The organism is Hanstruepera ponticola (assembly GCF_002940745.1).
In the GTDB taxonomy this organism is placed as follows: domain Bacteria; phylum Bacteroidota; class Bacteroidia; order Flavobacteriales; family Flavobacteriaceae; genus Hanstruepera; species Hanstruepera ponticola.
In genome coordinates this window covers 1,557,624-1,571,371 of sequence record NZ_POTB01000001.1, presented here as the reverse complement: position 1 = coordinate 1,571,371, position 13,748 = coordinate 1,557,624, and the positions used below count along the sequence as shown (strand labels likewise).

The 13,748-nt window shown below is 33.8% G+C and carries 16 protein-coding genes; all 16 read right to left on the bottom strand.

Translation table 11 applies throughout. From position 1 onward, the window contains the following. Positions 1 to 3: 3 nt before the first annotated feature. The 16 genes from C1S72_RS07130 to C1S72_RS07055 are packed head-to-tail and all read right to left on the bottom strand — an operon-like array spanning position 4 to position 13,735. Positions 4 to 1,149, bottom strand: coding sequence for a beta-ketoacyl-[acyl-carrier-protein] synthase family protein (locus tag C1S72_RS07130; RefSeq protein WP_104734934.1), 1,146 nt, complete (start codon positions 1,147 to 1,149; stop codon positions 4 to 6). Then, positions 1,142 to 1,594, bottom strand: a complete 453-nt coding sequence (locus tag C1S72_RS07125; protein ID WP_104734933.1) for an acyl-CoA thioesterase — start codon at positions 1,592 to 1,594, stop codon at positions 1,142 to 1,144. The genes C1S72_RS07130 and C1S72_RS07125 overlap by 8 nt, the downstream gene beginning before the upstream one ends. Beyond that, on the bottom strand, positions 1,572 to 2,837 hold the full coding sequence (locus C1S72_RS07120) for an ABC transporter permease (RefSeq protein WP_104734932.1): 1,266 nt from the start codon (positions 2,835 to 2,837) through the stop codon (positions 1,572 to 1,574). Before C1S72_RS07120 ends, C1S72_RS07125 begins: the two co-directional genes overlap by 23 nt. Continuing rightward, positions 2,830 to 3,573, bottom strand: coding sequence for an ABC transporter ATP-binding protein (locus tag C1S72_RS07115; RefSeq protein WP_104734931.1), 744 nt, complete (start codon positions 3,571 to 3,573; stop codon positions 2,830 to 2,832). Before C1S72_RS07115 ends, C1S72_RS07120 begins: the two co-directional genes overlap by 8 nt. A gap of 1 nt (position 3,574) precedes the next feature. Then, positions 3,575 to 4,570, bottom strand: a complete 996-nt coding sequence (locus C1S72_RS07110; protein ID WP_104734930.1) for a BtrH N-terminal domain-containing protein — start codon at positions 4,568 to 4,570, stop codon at positions 3,575 to 3,577. Then, positions 4,560 to 4,967: a hypothetical protein gene (locus C1S72_RS07105; protein WP_104734929.1), complete on the bottom strand. Its 408-nt coding sequence runs from the start codon at positions 4,965 to 4,967 to the stop codon at positions 4,560 to 4,562. The genes C1S72_RS07110 and C1S72_RS07105 overlap by 11 nt, the downstream gene beginning before the upstream one ends. A gap of 9 nt (positions 4,968 to 4,976) precedes the next feature. After that, entirely contained in the window at positions 4,977 to 5,429 is a 453-nt protein-coding gene (locus tag C1S72_RS07100; protein WP_104734928.1) for an ABC transporter permease, read from the bottom strand. Continuing rightward, complete coding sequence (locus C1S72_RS07095) at positions 5,426 to 5,860, bottom strand: hypothetical protein (protein ID WP_104734927.1); 435 nt, start codon at positions 5,858 to 5,860, stop codon at positions 5,426 to 5,428. The genes C1S72_RS07100 and C1S72_RS07095 overlap by 4 nt, the downstream gene beginning before the upstream one ends. 1 nt (position 5,861) lies before the next feature. Continuing rightward, positions 5,862 to 6,995 carry a beta-ketoacyl-ACP synthase III gene (locus C1S72_RS07090; protein WP_104734926.1) on the bottom strand — a complete coding sequence of 378 codons (1,134 nt, stop codon included), beginning with the start codon at positions 6,993 to 6,995 and terminating at the stop codon, positions 5,862 to 5,864. Between the two features lie 13 nt (positions 6,996 to 7,008). Next, positions 7,009 to 7,929, bottom strand: a complete 921-nt coding sequence (locus tag C1S72_RS07085; protein ID WP_104734925.1) for a hypothetical protein — start codon at positions 7,927 to 7,929, stop codon at positions 7,009 to 7,011. Then, entirely contained in the window at positions 7,930 to 8,814 is an 885-nt protein-coding gene (locus tag C1S72_RS07080; RefSeq protein ID WP_104734924.1) for an LpxL/LpxP family acyltransferase, read from the bottom strand. An 18-nt stretch (positions 8,815 to 8,832) separates the two neighbouring features. Continuing rightward, positions 8,833 to 9,075: an acyl carrier protein gene (locus C1S72_RS07075; protein ID WP_104734923.1), complete on the bottom strand. Its 243-nt coding sequence runs from the start codon at positions 9,073 to 9,075 to the stop codon at positions 8,833 to 8,835. Between the two features lie 10 nt (positions 9,076 to 9,085). Continuing rightward, positions 9,086 to 10,300, bottom strand: coding sequence for a beta-ketoacyl-[acyl-carrier-protein] synthase family protein (locus tag C1S72_RS07070; RefSeq protein ID WP_104734922.1), 1,215 nt, complete (start codon positions 10,298 to 10,300; stop codon positions 9,086 to 9,088). A 10-nt stretch (positions 10,301 to 10,310) separates the two neighbouring features. Then, complete coding sequence (gene fabG / locus C1S72_RS07065; RefSeq protein WP_104734921.1) at positions 10,311 to 11,042, bottom strand: 3-oxoacyl-ACP reductase FabG; 732 nt, start codon at positions 11,040 to 11,042, stop codon at positions 10,311 to 10,313. Positions 11,043 to 11,066: 24 nt separating this feature from the next. Continuing rightward, a complete protein-coding gene (locus C1S72_RS07060; protein WP_104734920.1) occupies positions 11,067 to 12,194 on the bottom strand; it encodes a WG repeat-containing protein in 1,128 nt (375 codons plus the stop codon). Between the two features lie 20 nt (positions 12,195 to 12,214). Then, complete coding sequence (locus C1S72_RS07055; RefSeq protein ID WP_104734919.1) at positions 12,215 to 13,735, bottom strand: HAL/PAL/TAL family ammonia-lyase; 1,521 nt, start codon at positions 13,733 to 13,735, stop codon at positions 12,215 to 12,217. Positions 13,736 to 13,748: the final 13 nt, after the last annotated feature.

Below are 13,748 nucleotides of genomic sequence, written 5' to 3'. Positions count from 1 at the left end.
TATTTAATTATTAATTTGAAAAATCACGGCCGTATTACAGCCTCCGAATCCAGAGGCAGTTTTTAAAAACGTTCGTAATTTTTTTTCTGTTGTTTGTTTTATAACATTGATAGGCTTCGTAACACCAAGTGTTTCAAATCCTAATGATTTATATAGTGTGTTATTTTTAATTGAATGCATGCCAACTATGGTTTCCACCAATCCAGAAGCACCTAGACTATGCCCAAAATAGCCTTTGAGACTGTTAAGAGGAGCTCGTTCTAATTGCATGCGGTTGAAAGCAATAGCTTCCATTTCGTCATTAAATAAAGTAGCGGTACCATGTGCTGAAATATAGTCTATATCTTTTGGTAAAACACCTGATTGCTCAAATGCTGATGCCATACTTCTCAATAATCCTTCTCCTGTTCTAGAAGGACCTGAAATATGATTGGCATCATTACACGATCCTTCGCCTAGAATCTTTACGGTTTCAGCAGGCAAATTTCGGCTTTCATTAGTCACTAATACACTGGCTGCTACTTCTCCAATATTGATGCCTGACCTATTCTTATCATAAGGCTTGCAAGGCTGATTGCTTAAAGCTTGAAAGGAGTTAAAACCAGACAAAATAAATTCTGTAATGACATCGCCACTGGTAATAAAAACATGGTCATAAACACCTTGCTCAATGTAACGTTTTGCGATAGCTACTGCCAAAATACCGGAAACACAGGCATTTGAAACAACTATAGCGTCATTTTTAAAACCAAAAAAATCTTTTACTTGTTTTCCAAGTTCACTCAAATAAGCTCTTTCTTTTGGAAATGGATTGTCATCATCTAAAGCATCAATATTTCCTTTTGTTGTTGATATAATAAGACCAACACGATTATTTAAATCAATTTTAGATGACATGATTACTTTATCTAATGACGTTATCATCATTTGCTCTAAACGTGTATAGTCTTTTTTTGGGTTTAATTTATTGAATTCTAATTGAAGCTTATCGGTTGGAACTAATGAGGTGTAAAAAGGTTCTGGTAATATGGCTTGATCATCAATAAATTGTAAGCCAGAAATTTCGTTGTGAATATTTTTTACAACAGATTCACTAGTAAAACCTAATGATGATATGATATTGTTATGTGAGATTAGAATATCAGTCATCTAATAATCCAACACGTTTTTTCCAGTCCATAAAAAAATCCGGTGCAGTTAATGCTAAATCACCATCACCAATATTATCAACAAATACCTGAACGGTTTCACCAGTACAAACTAATTCTTTATTTTGGTTATAAACCTCGTATCTAAATACCATTTTTGCAGCAGGACTATCTACATAAATTGTTTTGATAGTCGCCATATCGCCATATCGTAAAGGTAATTTATGATCTGTACTTGATTTTACAATAGGCGTTGCAAAGCCAAATTCCTTTTGGTCTAAATATGATATGCCGTGATGCCTTCCAAATGCTTCCCGACCATCTTCAAAATATTGAATGTAATTACCATGCCATACAATGCCGAGAGGGTCTGTTTCTACAAAACGAACCCTAACTTCACTAGTGTGTGTTATTTCCTTTTGCCTAGACTGCGTTTTTCTTTTCATTGTAAAATATGGCAATTAGTGTTGTTATTAAGAAAAATGCGAGTAGTAATGACAACTCTGGGATTAAATCCAATAACGAACCATTTCGTAAAAATACATCGTAAAAAGCATTTAGACCCCAATTCATTGGAGAAATATTTGATAAGGTTTGCATGATCTTTGGCATGACAAAAACAGGGACCCAAACACCTCCCATTGCTGCTAATATAACCACAAACGTAGCTCCAAATGGAGCCGATTGTTCTTGTGTTTTGGCAATTGTGCCCAATAGTAAACCTAATCCAATAGCTGCCAATCCAGCAAATATGGCAACAATAAACAATAGTGGTAAACGTCCTGAAACATTTAATGTTGGTAGCCCAATGGCAGGAAATAAATAGACGCCAACCAATAACATAAGAATAAACTGTATGAGACAAACAATTAAATAAACAACTGTTTTTCCTCCTAAAACAGTAGCATAGGATACAGGGTTTGTTCTTAACCTAACAAAAGTTCCCTGACTTTTTTCTTTTACTATATTGATAGATAGTGGAACAATGATAAAAAAGATCGCAAATAATGTCCAAGCAGGTACATTGTGCTGAACCGAATTGGGAATTAAGTCTTTATTGCCTTCTTTTGGTAAAATTTCTGTATAAGTAATAAAATTATCAGTTTCAAAAATAACTTCTGAAGGGTCATCGGTTATTTGATCTTGAAACGCTTTATATATGGATTGTGTTTCAATTTTAGAAATCATTTTATCAATGCCATTTTTCACAGAAGATTTAAAGGTCATTTGAGTAGCTGGATCAAAATAGAGCTTTACTTCTTTAGCTGGAATATCAATTAATTTGTGCTCACCTTCTTCTTCAAGCCCAAATTTGGCAATGATGCCTTCAACGTTTTGATTAATTTTTTTTTCTAAATCAGTTGAAAGGTTTTCGGGTATTATAATGGCTAATTGGTATTTCCCAGAAAAAACTAATTCTTTGGCTTCGTTTTCATCGTCTTTAGTAATAATCTCAAATGCATTTGAATCAGTCAATCCTGTTTTTACTGTCATCGAAATTTCCCCATTGTCATTATCAACAAGTAGAATGGGGATTTTAGCATCAGAAACTGTTTTGAAAGCACTATCCTGAATAAGCGTTATAGTAACAATTAGTACGAGCGGCATGATAAACAAAATAGCTATGCCACCAATATCTCTGGTAAGTAACAATATTTCTTTATATGTTGAAGCCCACAGTTTATGCATGATCTCTTAAGGCTTTACCGGTTATAGTCAAGAATACATCTTCTAAATTATTAGCTCCTTCATGGCTATCAATAAGGTCACTTGGTTTTCCTTTTATAATTAGTTTGCCGTGATCTATTATAGCCACACGTGTACAAAACAATTCAGCCTCATTGAGATGATGCGATGTATAAATAATTGTTGTCCCTTTTTTATTTAAGTCTTGAAGAAATCCAATTATAACATTTTTAGATTGTACATCTACACCTACTGTTGGCTCATCCAAGAAAAGTACTTTAGGGTCATGTAAAATACTTGCAATAAGATTGACACGACGTTTCATACCACCCGAAAAAGTCTCAATTGCTTTATTAGCAAAAGGTAGTAAACCCAAATGCTCAAGAGATGAATTTATTTTAGAATCAAGATGTTTACCTTTTAAACCATACATGCTTCCAAAGTATTTTAAATTTTCAAAAGCGGATAATGTAGGGTAAAGCGCATATTCTTGAGGGACAATACCAATTAATTGTTTTAATTGGTTCTTGTTTTTATGATAGGTTAGATTATTTATTGAAAAAGACCCTGAAGTAGGTTTAATCAAAGAGCAAAGTATGGAAATGAGTGTTGTTTTTCCTGCGCCATTGGGACCCAGAAGTCCAAAGATTTCTTTTTCATCAATGAACAAATCCAAATTGGAAACTGAAAAATTTTCAGAACCCTTATACTTTTTAGATATCTGTTCAATTTTAATCATGTTAAATGGCTTTCTTAAGTTTTTTAAAGAAAACTTCTTCTTTATCTGCAATAGTTTCCAATTGCGAGGCTATATCATTGCAACCATCAACCTTCGTTCCTCTATTTTTATAAATTCTAGATGCATCAACAGCAAAATCACGCCATAAATCGCCAATTTGAGTCATTTCTTTTGACAATTCGGCTAGTTTTTCATTATTTAAAACTTTGCTAGATTCTTGCAGAAATGCAGCAAATATGTAACGAAATCCACCACCGCCAGTTCCAATTTCCTCCTGCATTCTCACAATTTGTCCTAAATAATGATTGGCAACTTTTATACCTTTCTTTTTAGGCCATTTTCTTATAAGTTTAGCTATCGTTCTAATTCCTTTAACGCCAACAATAGGCATTGGAGCCAACATTTCTCTACACGTTTGCTTAATGCCTTTTTTAATTGCCGATTCAAGCTTCAGTTCATTAGGGAAATCTGTTGGGTAGTATATATGACCTTTTGGGGCAAAAGCACCTTTGGCAAAACGTACTTTTTCCAATTGCTTTTCGGTTAATGTGGTAACCGTTTCCATAACTGGGTCGCTAATTAGATAGGTGTCATTTTCCTTTCCGTAAACCACTAAATTGTGCGCATTGAAATGAAAGCGATATTCATCAGGGAAGTAAACCAAGTTATAAACACCTACCTGAAGGCCAACTGGGTTGTTGTTCTTTAAATTTTCATCTAATCGGGCTTTTGCTTTTTTTGGATCCTTAAACTTCTCACGTTTTATTTTAATTCCAACACGTTTAGCAAAACGCTTGAATATAAAGCCAGGCATAGCTCTATAAGTAATTGCCGGAGCATGGTTGACCATTAATAAAGGAATATAGCAAAACAACAAGCCAGAACCAATACCAAAAACCATAGGTTCGCTGACATTGAATCCGTTATGTTTCATTAAATTTGAAACCACACCATTTTCGCAATGTGCAGATTGATGGTGGGTAAATTTAATCTCCATATTCTATGTTTTTTAGTTGTTCAATACTGATTTCAAAAACATCAGCATATTTTTGAAGTGTTTTATCAGATAGTTTTTTGAAAACATGTGGTTTAAAGTGCCGTTTTACACGCCATTTCCAAATCCTTACGTAACTTGCTAGAATATTAACATCCATTTTATGCAACTCCATGTAATACTCTATGGGACTTGTTTGATTATCTAACACTCTTTTTTTAGCATCTTCCACCCGTGCATTTATTTCTTGAATGGCATTGTCTAAAGCTATAGTTTTAGGATCCCAGCCTGAACTATTAACGGTTGTGTATTCGCCGTTTTCGTCAACAGCATAGCAAAGCTCTTTGAAATTAGCTGATTCTAGATTGCTTTTGTCTTGAGGGACTTCATCTTTTTTCATCTGCTAAAATTAATTTAATTCTCGTATGAATAAATTCATTTCACAAGATAACAATTCTTCTTGGGCTAATGTAATTGAACATTGAATGGAGCACATTTTGTAATGTTCAGTTTCGAGTTTTGATATAATTTTTGCATGCGTTTTAATTGTGGAGCCAACTTTAGGACATGATAGTATTTTTAAGGATTTGATTGCGCTTATAAAACCAATTAACTTTGTTCCCAGACCATTTTTGTCCTCATCATCAAAATAACTTTTCCCTACAATTGAAGAGCAAGTTTGAGCAGCATTTTCCGTCATTCCAGCTTCGTTAAAAAAACCTTTATCATTAAAAATACATTCGTCTTTAATGGTAAATGCTGTTGAAACATGTTCATCATCTATAGATAGCACATGATCAACCATTAAGAAAGGTTTGCGATGTGGCAGGAATTTGGTGATATCTATATCTTGGCAATTCATGTGTTTGCAATTACCGTTTTCATTTCACCTGAAGCAATTTCTTCATTTTTAGCATTAAACACTGAAACAGAGACCATTGTAACACCCATAAATTCATGAAGAATGTTGGCTTCTGTTCTAATGACATCATCTACTTTTGGGAGCTTATTAATGATGATGGTTTTAATGGAGCCAATGTATCCCGTTGGTGCCTTTTCACCTTTTAAAAAATAATCATACCCTGTATGCAAGGCAACGGTCTGTGCCATATTTTCAACAAGTCCGGGTTCTAGAAACAAATTGTTTTCAACAAAAAGATTATCATCTAAAATTTTAAATGAAGAGGTGATTTTTTCACTGTTAAAGTTTAAAAGCGAATCAACCATTACAAACGGAATCTTTTGAGGAATTAAATTTGTTATGTTTTGAACAGGGAATTGATTAGCTTTCATTTTAACACACTGTTAAAAGGGCAATTGAATAAGCAAAACGAGCACTTTCAGGGACCGACAGTAAAATTTTATCACCTTTTTTCAATTTTCCTGAATGAGCCAATTCTTCTAACATAATGTAGATTGAACCAGCACCCACGTTACCAACTTTGCTCAAGTTCATGAACCAATTTTCCCAAGGAATTTCAACACCTTGAGCAATCATTTCTTGGTATAACTTTTCTTTAAAGAAATGGGAAGATATGTGTGGCAAATAATAGTCAATATCAGTTGGGCTTAAATCATGTTTTGAAAGAGCCTTTTTTAAGCTGTCTACACCTTTAACTAAAATATTTTCGCCAAGCAGTTTGACATCTTGTTTCATGGCAAAAAGTGACTTTTTACTCCACTGATCAGATGGATATTCACTCCACGGTTTTAAAAAACCATCTTCCAATTTGTCGCCACCAGCGTACATGCATACTTCAATTTCATGAGCATATGAGTAGCCTTCCATCCACTCTATTTTTAAGGGTTGATCTCCTTTTGGCTCATTTTCTAAAAGAAAAGCGCCAGCACCATCTGACAGCATCCACCTTAAAAAATCTTTATTAAAAGCTAGAATTGGGTTGTCTTCCAGAGTTTCAAGATATTTAATTTCTTCTTCAAAAGTATCAGATTTCATCCATGTTGAGGTACGCTCGGACCCTGTGGCAACGGCGTTTTTTGTTCCTCCAGATTTAACAGATAGATATGCAAATTTTAAGGCATTCATTCCAGAACAACATGCTCCAGAAGGTGAATTAATTTCAACATTACCATTCTTTAAAAAACCATGAACCATAGCTGCATGCGATGGTAATATTTGGTCTGGGCTGGATGTACCACAAGATAGCAATTCTATATCTTCTGCTTTAAATGTATCATCACATAGACCTACTATAGCTTCTTTGGTAAGCTGCGCATTGTTGTGGGTAATGTTTCCGTTATCATCAATTGCATAGTATCTTGTTTTTATCTGATTATTTCGTAAAACTATTCGACGTCCTTTAGACGTCTTACCATTAATAGTCCCAAGCTTATCTTCCATTTCATCATTACTGATTGGACGATTTGGTAAAAACTTTGATACTCTTGTTATATAAACTTCGTTCATTTTTCGGTGCCTCCTATTTTAATGCAACAGATGCGTAATATACTTTATCTCTTTTAATTTTACCGTACAAAGGTAAATAAGTCAACAAAAATAAGATAAAAACTATAGGTGCAATAAACCAAATGACAAATAATAGGTAATAATTAAAGATTTTAACCCAAAATTGTCTTTTTGGTGCATTTTTATCACCTTTAGATTGAATAAATTGTGCCCATTTTGAGAATATGACATTGGCACGTTTATCTACTGTAATCAAAAAAGGTTTTATTTTGACAGCATTTTTTTCTAAAAGACTGTTTTGCAATCCAATAAAATCGTTTTTTTGTAGATGATTTAAGATAATAGGGCCAAATTTAGTTGCTTCATCTATGTCCTTTTGGGATACACCTGGCTTTGGAAATATTCCCAAAAAACGTTCTTTTTTTCCAGAGAACATCCATTGAGCAATAGTGATAACACTAATATGATTTATATGCCTGTCTGCCAAAACTATATTACCAACTAAATGAGCATTCATAGATTTTAGTTTTTTCTTCATTTTTTCCTGTGCCATAATCCACATATTCCTACAACCAATAACAGTTATAACAGGTGTGTTGTTAAACAATTTTTTGGCTTGTTCTGTATGTAAAAATGAAGTGGTTGGGAGTGAAGGAGTTAAATACCAGATACTATATCCAAATATAATTAAATCGTACTTTTTATTTATAATATGCTCGGGTAAAACTTCTACCTCTTGAGGTATTTGGTTAAAGGTGTCAGGAAAAGCACCATAAAATTCTTTTTTATTCCAAGGAAATGGAAAAGGCTCTTTCATATTGATTGATACATGGGTTGTCTCAATATTATCACCTTTTATAGAAGCCGAAATATTATTTACAATCTCAGTAAGCTGACCTGACTGGGAATAATGTATAACTAATACGGATTGCATTTAAGTATTTTTAGAATTCCAAAAATCAAAATAATTAAACCACTGAAGCGGATATTTTTCTAGCATCCAAGATACACTTTCTGCGTATTCTTTTAATAACATTTGTGAATCTCTTTGTTTGGCTTGTGATTTTCTAGCATATAAGTGGTAATGGCTTGAATTTTCCTTCATGACATACACAAATAATACAGGTACATTTAGCCTTGAAGCTAATAAAAAAGGACCTGCAGGAAATTTTGCATCTTTACCCAAAAGTGATTGTGTTAAATATTTTGAACCTTTTACATAGCGATCACCAGTAATGCATACAATTTCATTTCGTGCCAAAGCTGCATTAATTTCAAAAATGTGTGATAAATCTTCTTTAATTAGAATCAGATTTATATGAGATTTATTGGTGACACTTTCAATGTATTCCTTTATTGCAGTATGCTCAACATCGGTCGTTAATAAGCTAATGGATGTTTTTCCTTCCAATTCGCCAAAAAAGAATTCTGCAATTTCAAAATTTCCAACATGAGCGCTGATAAGAACGCCACCTTTTTTTTGTTTTAGTGTTTCTTCAATTAAATGAATACCATCAAATTCATATGTGAATTTATCTCTTAACCCTGAAGAAATAGCGACTTTGTCAATTATTGTTTGACCAAATACATAATAGCTTTTGAAGATACTCCATAGGCTCTTTTCTTTAGAATATTGCAAACGCTCTTTGAAATAATAGTAAATAGCTTTGGAGCTATCACGTGCAAAAAAGCAAAAATAGGTAGCAACAAAATATAAAATAAAATAAGCTGCTCCTAGTCCAAAGTTCTTCATGAAAAATACAAATATTTTGTATCCTAGAACCGTGCCTCTAGATTTTCCTTGCCATTCAGCAGCCATACATAGATATGCGTGTTTTTAGCTTAATTTGTTTTCAATAAGATTGTAGAAATCTTGAAGTGTTTTAACATTTACAAAATCTTCTCCTACCAGTTTTACACCAAAGTTAGATTCTACAGCAACTACAAGATCAACAAAGTCCAAGCTATCAAGTTCAAGCGTGTCTTTTAAATTAGCCTCTGGTGCGATGTCATCTGGTTCAACTTCAAATTCATCAATAAGAAAGTCGTTTATTTTTTCAATAATAACTTCTTTATCCATCACCTCTCTTTTATTTTTTAATTATTAATGCTGAATTTGTTCCCCCAAATCCAAAAGAATTGGACAAAAATACATCAAATTTTTTATCTATTGTTTTACTAATTAAATTTAATTTCGAAGCTGCTTCGTCTGGCTGTGTAAGGTTTATATTTGGGGCAATGAAGTCATGTTGCATCATGAGCATAGAATAAATAACTTCACTGGCACCAGCCATCCAACATTCATGGCCAGTCATAGATTTTGTTGAACTTACGTAAGGTCCGTTTTCACCAAAAACATTGACTATAGCTTTAGCTTCATTAGCATCTCCAACCGGTGTTGATGTAGCGTGTGCATTAACATAAGCAATATCAGAAGGTTTAATATTAGCTTGCTCAATGGCTTTAAGCATTGCTTTTGAAGGACCATCTACGTTTGGAGTAGAAATGTGTTCCCCATTTGAAGAAAAACCATAACCAATAATTTCACCAAGAATAGGAGCGCCTCTTTTTATAGCAGAGTCGTAGGATTCCAAAATTAAAGTTGCACCACCACCACTAGGCACCAATCCGTCACGTGAGATGTCAAAAGGTTTTGAAGCTTGTTCAGGATGTTCCAAATTTGAGGAAAACACGCCCAAGCCGTCAAAACTTCCCATAGCTAGTTTATTGATTTCTTGTGCGCCACCACAGATAACACACTCTTGTAACCCACTTTTTATAAGTTGATACGCCATGCCGATAGCGTGTGAGCCACTCGCGCAAGCTGCACTTATTGTAAAGTTTACACCTGTTAGTTTAAAAATAGTTGACAAATTCATAGTTACTGTTGAATTCATCCCTTTAAAAATAGCACCCGAACCTACTAATGTTGTATCTTTTTTCTCTCTAATAGTATCTATAGATTCAATTACAGATTGTGCTGTACTGTCGTTACCGTATATAATACCAACTTCATTAGCATCAATATAATCTTGATCAATTTTTGCGTTTTTTAGTGCTTCAAGAGTTGCTACAAAAGCATATTCACCCTCTTCACCTAAACTAACTCGCTGTCGTCTTGATAAGTCATTTTTTAAGTTTGGTCTTTCCACCATACCAGTTAAAGGAGAGCGATATCCAAACGGAATACGCTCTTCGTCTATTTTGATACCTGATTTTCCTTCATACAATGAGTTTTTAACTTCTTCTAGGTTTTTACCTATACAAGAATAAATTCCCATTCCAGTAATGACAACACGATTCATTTAAAATTGATTATGAGTAAATCCCTCCATTAATATTTAAAACCTCTCCAGTAATATAAGACGCTTTTTTTGAAGCTAAAAATGAAACAGCATGAGCTACTTCTTCAGGTTCTCCAAATCTGTTAACTGGGATTAAATTTTTTAATTCAGATTCATCCAATTCTGATGTCATATCAGATTTTATGAAACCTGGCGCTATAGCATTTACAGTGATTTTTCGTTTAGCTACCTCTTGAGCCAATGCTTTGGTTGCAGCCACCAAAGCACCTTTGGCAGCAGAATAATTGGTTTGTCCAGCCGTGCCCTTTACACCAGAAACTGAAGCAATATTGATAATGCGACCATAACGGTTACGCAATAACTTTTGAATTAAGTTATTGGTTACGTTATAAAATCCGTTTAACGAGGTATTAATAACGCTATCCCAATCTTCTTTTGGCATCCACATAAACAAGCCATCTTTGGTTATTCCAGCATTGTTTACAATAACTTCAACAATAGATTCTTTGTTATTTTCCTGCCAAGTGTTTAAAGCATTATTTACTGAATCAGCGTTAGATACATTAAATTGAATAATTTCACCTGAATTGCCTTCGGCTTCAATACTTTTTAAAGTTTCTAATGCGGCTTCTTCATTACTATTATAATTTATTAATATGTGGTAGTCAGAATCTTTTGCTAATTGAATACATATGGCTTTTCCAATTCCTCTTGACCCACCTGTTACTAGGGCACATTTCATGTAGATTTAATGTTTTTGATTTTGTTATTTGAAAAGCTCTAAATTTTCAAAAGAAATATTGTTAAGAACCTCTCCTTTTGTATTGATATAAACCCAAGATTTTTTGTCTTTTACTCGAGCCAATCCATCATAGAAACCTTTCTGATTATTTTTTTGAAAAATGGAGAATCCGCCTGCGGTAATATCATAATTGTCCTCAATGACCATTTCCCCTTTAGAATTTATAAAACCCCAAAGTTTATCAATTTTAACTGGAGCCAATCCATCTTCACTGAAAATTTCAGCGTCGCGGTACTCTAACGGAATAACAACTTCACCAGAAGTATTGATGTAACCCCATTTTTTATCTTTCATAACAGGCGCCATTCCATTTACAAAGGCACGTACTTTGTCATAGGTTGGTTGAACAATCCAATTACCTTTGTTATCAATAAATCCTATTTTATCATCCTTTTTGGCATAAGTATTCTCACCATTTATTGAAAAGTCCCAAATTTTTTGAGCACCTGGAACTTCTATAAATGTACCATTTATAATTAGACCATAAGTCTCTCCTTTATTGGCTACTACTTGTCCGTTGTAAACGTTACTAATACCGTCATATTCAGTTTTCACATAGTAGTTGCCAGTTTTATCAATCAAACCCCATTTATCATTTTCTAATACCTTGGCGTAACCGTTTTCAAAATTGAAAGCTTTTTGGAATTTTGGTGCAATCACGGTCTTGCCTTCTGTGTTGATAAAACCTACATAATCACCTTCACGCACTAATGCAAACCCATCATTAAAATCGTAAATTTTATCGGTTGAAATATTGGTAAGCACTTGTTCTCCTTTAGTATTAATATAAATCCAATTTTTGTCTTTAAGAACAACCGCTATACCAGAATTGAATTCTTTAGTCTTGTCAAAAGTAGGTTCAATAACCCAATCACCTTCACGGTTTATAAAACCCCATTGTTTTTTGTCATTCATAGCTTCAGCCAAATCACCAGAGAAGCTTTTGGCTACTTTAAAACTCGGTTTAATTTTCCATTCGCCTGTTTTAGTAATGTAACCAAACTTACCATCTTGCTTGGCAAGTGCCAATTCTTGAGCAGAGCTTGTTAAAACCGATACTAAAAAAAATAGCAGCAGATATTTTGTTTTCATGATTAATAGCTTTTTAAAATTTAGTGATTCAATATGTAGTCTTTTACCTTATTTACATAAGGATACATGGCAACATCATCAGTAAAGATAGGAACTAAATTTCTAATTTCATCATACATTTTCCTTGTTTTTGATGAAACTTGGTCTTGAACTTTAAGATACTCAATAGCTTGGACAATAGTAATCATTTCAATGCCTACTACTTCAAAAGCATTTTCAATAACTTTTTTAGATATCAAAGCAGCATTGGTTCCCATACTAACAATATCTTGATTGTCATTATTGTTTGGAATACTGTGAACGTACATTGGATTTGATAGCATTTGATTTTCTGCGGTTGTTGAAGTTGCCGTAAATTGAACACCTTGCATTCCAAAGTTTAAACCTAATTTACCAAGATTTACAAATGGTGGTAGCATATCATTTAATCGGGCATTCAATAAGTAATTTAATTGACGTTCTGAAAGCATACTAAGCTTTGTTACAACTGTTTTTAACTTATCCATTTCAAGTGAAACGTAATCGCCATGGAAATTACCACCATGATAAACGTGTTCCTTTTCAACATCAACAATGGGATTATCATTTGCTGAATTTACTTCTTCGATTAATATGGTTTCAACCGAATTAAGAGTGTCTAAAACAGGTCCTAAAATTTGAGGCACACATCTTAAAGAGTAGTATTCTTGAACTTTTTCCTTAAAAACGGAAACATCTTCATTCTTACTATATAAATGGTGTTCACGCTTTCTGGTAAGTCCACTGTCCTTAAGATGCTCGCGCATAGATTCAGCAATTTTGCGTTGACCGATATGTTTTTTTGATTGGTTTAACTCATAAGACAAGTGATCGTCATAAGCCTTCACTATTTCATTGATGGCTGCCGAACAGGATGTCATCCAATCTAAAAGTCTTCTTGTTTTTATGGTATTAACAATGCCAATGCCTGTCATGACTGATGTGCCATTCATTAATGCAAGACCCTCACGCAATTCAACAGATATTGGTTTTAAGTTTTCTTTTTCAAAAACAGATTTAGTATCTAATCGATCACCTTTATAAAAAACCTCACCTTCACCAATAAGAACTAATGCCAAATGAGCTAACTGAACCAAGTCACCACTGGCACCAACACCACCATGTTCATAAATGAGCGGTGTAATATCTCTGTTAATTAATTCAGTCATGAGTTCAATGACTGAAATATGGACTCCAGAATGGCCTAGCGAAAGCGTGTTAAGCCTAGCCAGCATGGCAGCCTTGACATAAATAGGAGCAATAGGCTGTCCTGTTCCGGAGGCATGGCTTCTTATTAAGTTGTATTGTAATTGGATACGTTCAGAATCTTTAATTTTATATTGAGCCATAGGGCCGAAGCCTGTGTTAACACCATATATGACTTTGTTTTCTGAAAACTCTTTTAGAAAGTTAAAACTATTTTTTACGCGTTGCTTTACGTCATCTTCAATTTGAATGGGCTGATTTTCAAAAATGACTTTATAAAAATCATCAATCCCTAATTTGCCGTTAAATTTTAACATGTATGCTTTTAGT

What these genes read in the sequence shown, in the direction of transcription:
- C1S72_RS07130 (WP_104734934.1), bottom strand. Translation starts at nt 1,149, where the DNA reads ATGACTGATATTCTAATCTCACATAACAATATCATATCATCATTAGGT.
- C1S72_RS07125 (WP_104734933.1), bottom strand. Translation starts at nt 1,594, where the DNA reads ATGAAAAGAAAAACGCAGTCTAGGCAAAAGGAAATAACACACACTAGT.
- C1S72_RS07120 (WP_104734932.1), bottom strand. Translation starts at nt 2,837, where the DNA reads ATGCATAAACTGTGGGCTTCAACATATAAAGAAATATTGTTACTTACC.
- C1S72_RS07115 (WP_104734931.1), bottom strand. Translation starts at nt 3,573, where the DNA reads ATGATTAAAATTGAACAGATATCTAAAAAGTATAAGGGTTCTGAAAAT.
- C1S72_RS07110 (WP_104734930.1), bottom strand. Translation starts at nt 4,570, where the DNA reads ATGGAGATTAAATTTACCCACCATCAATCTGCACATTGCGAAAATGGT.
- C1S72_RS07105 (WP_104734929.1), bottom strand. Translation starts at nt 4,967, where the DNA reads ATGAAAAAAGATGAAGTCCCTCAAGACAAAAGCAATCTAGAATCAGCT.
- C1S72_RS07100 (WP_104734928.1), bottom strand. Translation starts at nt 5,429, where the DNA reads ATGAATTGCCAAGATATAGATATCACCAAATTCCTGCCACATCGCAAA.
- C1S72_RS07095 (WP_104734927.1), bottom strand. Translation starts at nt 5,860, where the DNA reads ATGAAAGCTAATCAATTCCCTGTTCAAAACATAACAAATTTAATTCCT.
- C1S72_RS07090 (WP_104734926.1), bottom strand. Translation starts at nt 6,995, where the DNA reads ATGAACGAAGTTTATATAACAAGAGTATCAAAGTTTTTACCAAATCGT.
- C1S72_RS07085 (WP_104734925.1), bottom strand. Translation starts at nt 7,929, where the DNA reads ATGCAATCCGTATTAGTTATACATTATTCCCAGTCAGGTCAGCTTACT.
- C1S72_RS07080 (WP_104734924.1), bottom strand. Translation starts at nt 8,814, where the DNA reads ATGGCTGCTGAATGGCAAGGAAAATCTAGAGGCACGGTTCTAGGATAC.
- C1S72_RS07075 (WP_104734923.1), bottom strand. Translation starts at nt 9,075, where the DNA reads ATGGATAAAGAAGTTATTATTGAAAAAATAAACGACTTTCTTATTGAT.
- C1S72_RS07070 (WP_104734922.1), bottom strand. Translation starts at nt 10,300, where the DNA reads ATGAATCGTGTTGTCATTACTGGAATGGGAATTTATTCTTGTATAGGT.
- fabG (WP_104734921.1), bottom strand. Translation starts at nt 11,042, where the DNA reads ATGAAATGTGCCCTAGTAACAGGTGGGTCAAGAGGAATTGGAAAAGCC.
- C1S72_RS07060 (WP_104734920.1), bottom strand. Translation starts at nt 12,194, where the DNA reads ATGAAAACAAAATATCTGCTGCTATTTTTTTTAGTATCGGTTTTAACA.
- C1S72_RS07055 (WP_104734919.1), bottom strand. Translation starts at nt 13,735, where the DNA reads ATGTTAAAATTTAACGGCAAATTAGGGATTGATGATTTTTATAAAGTC.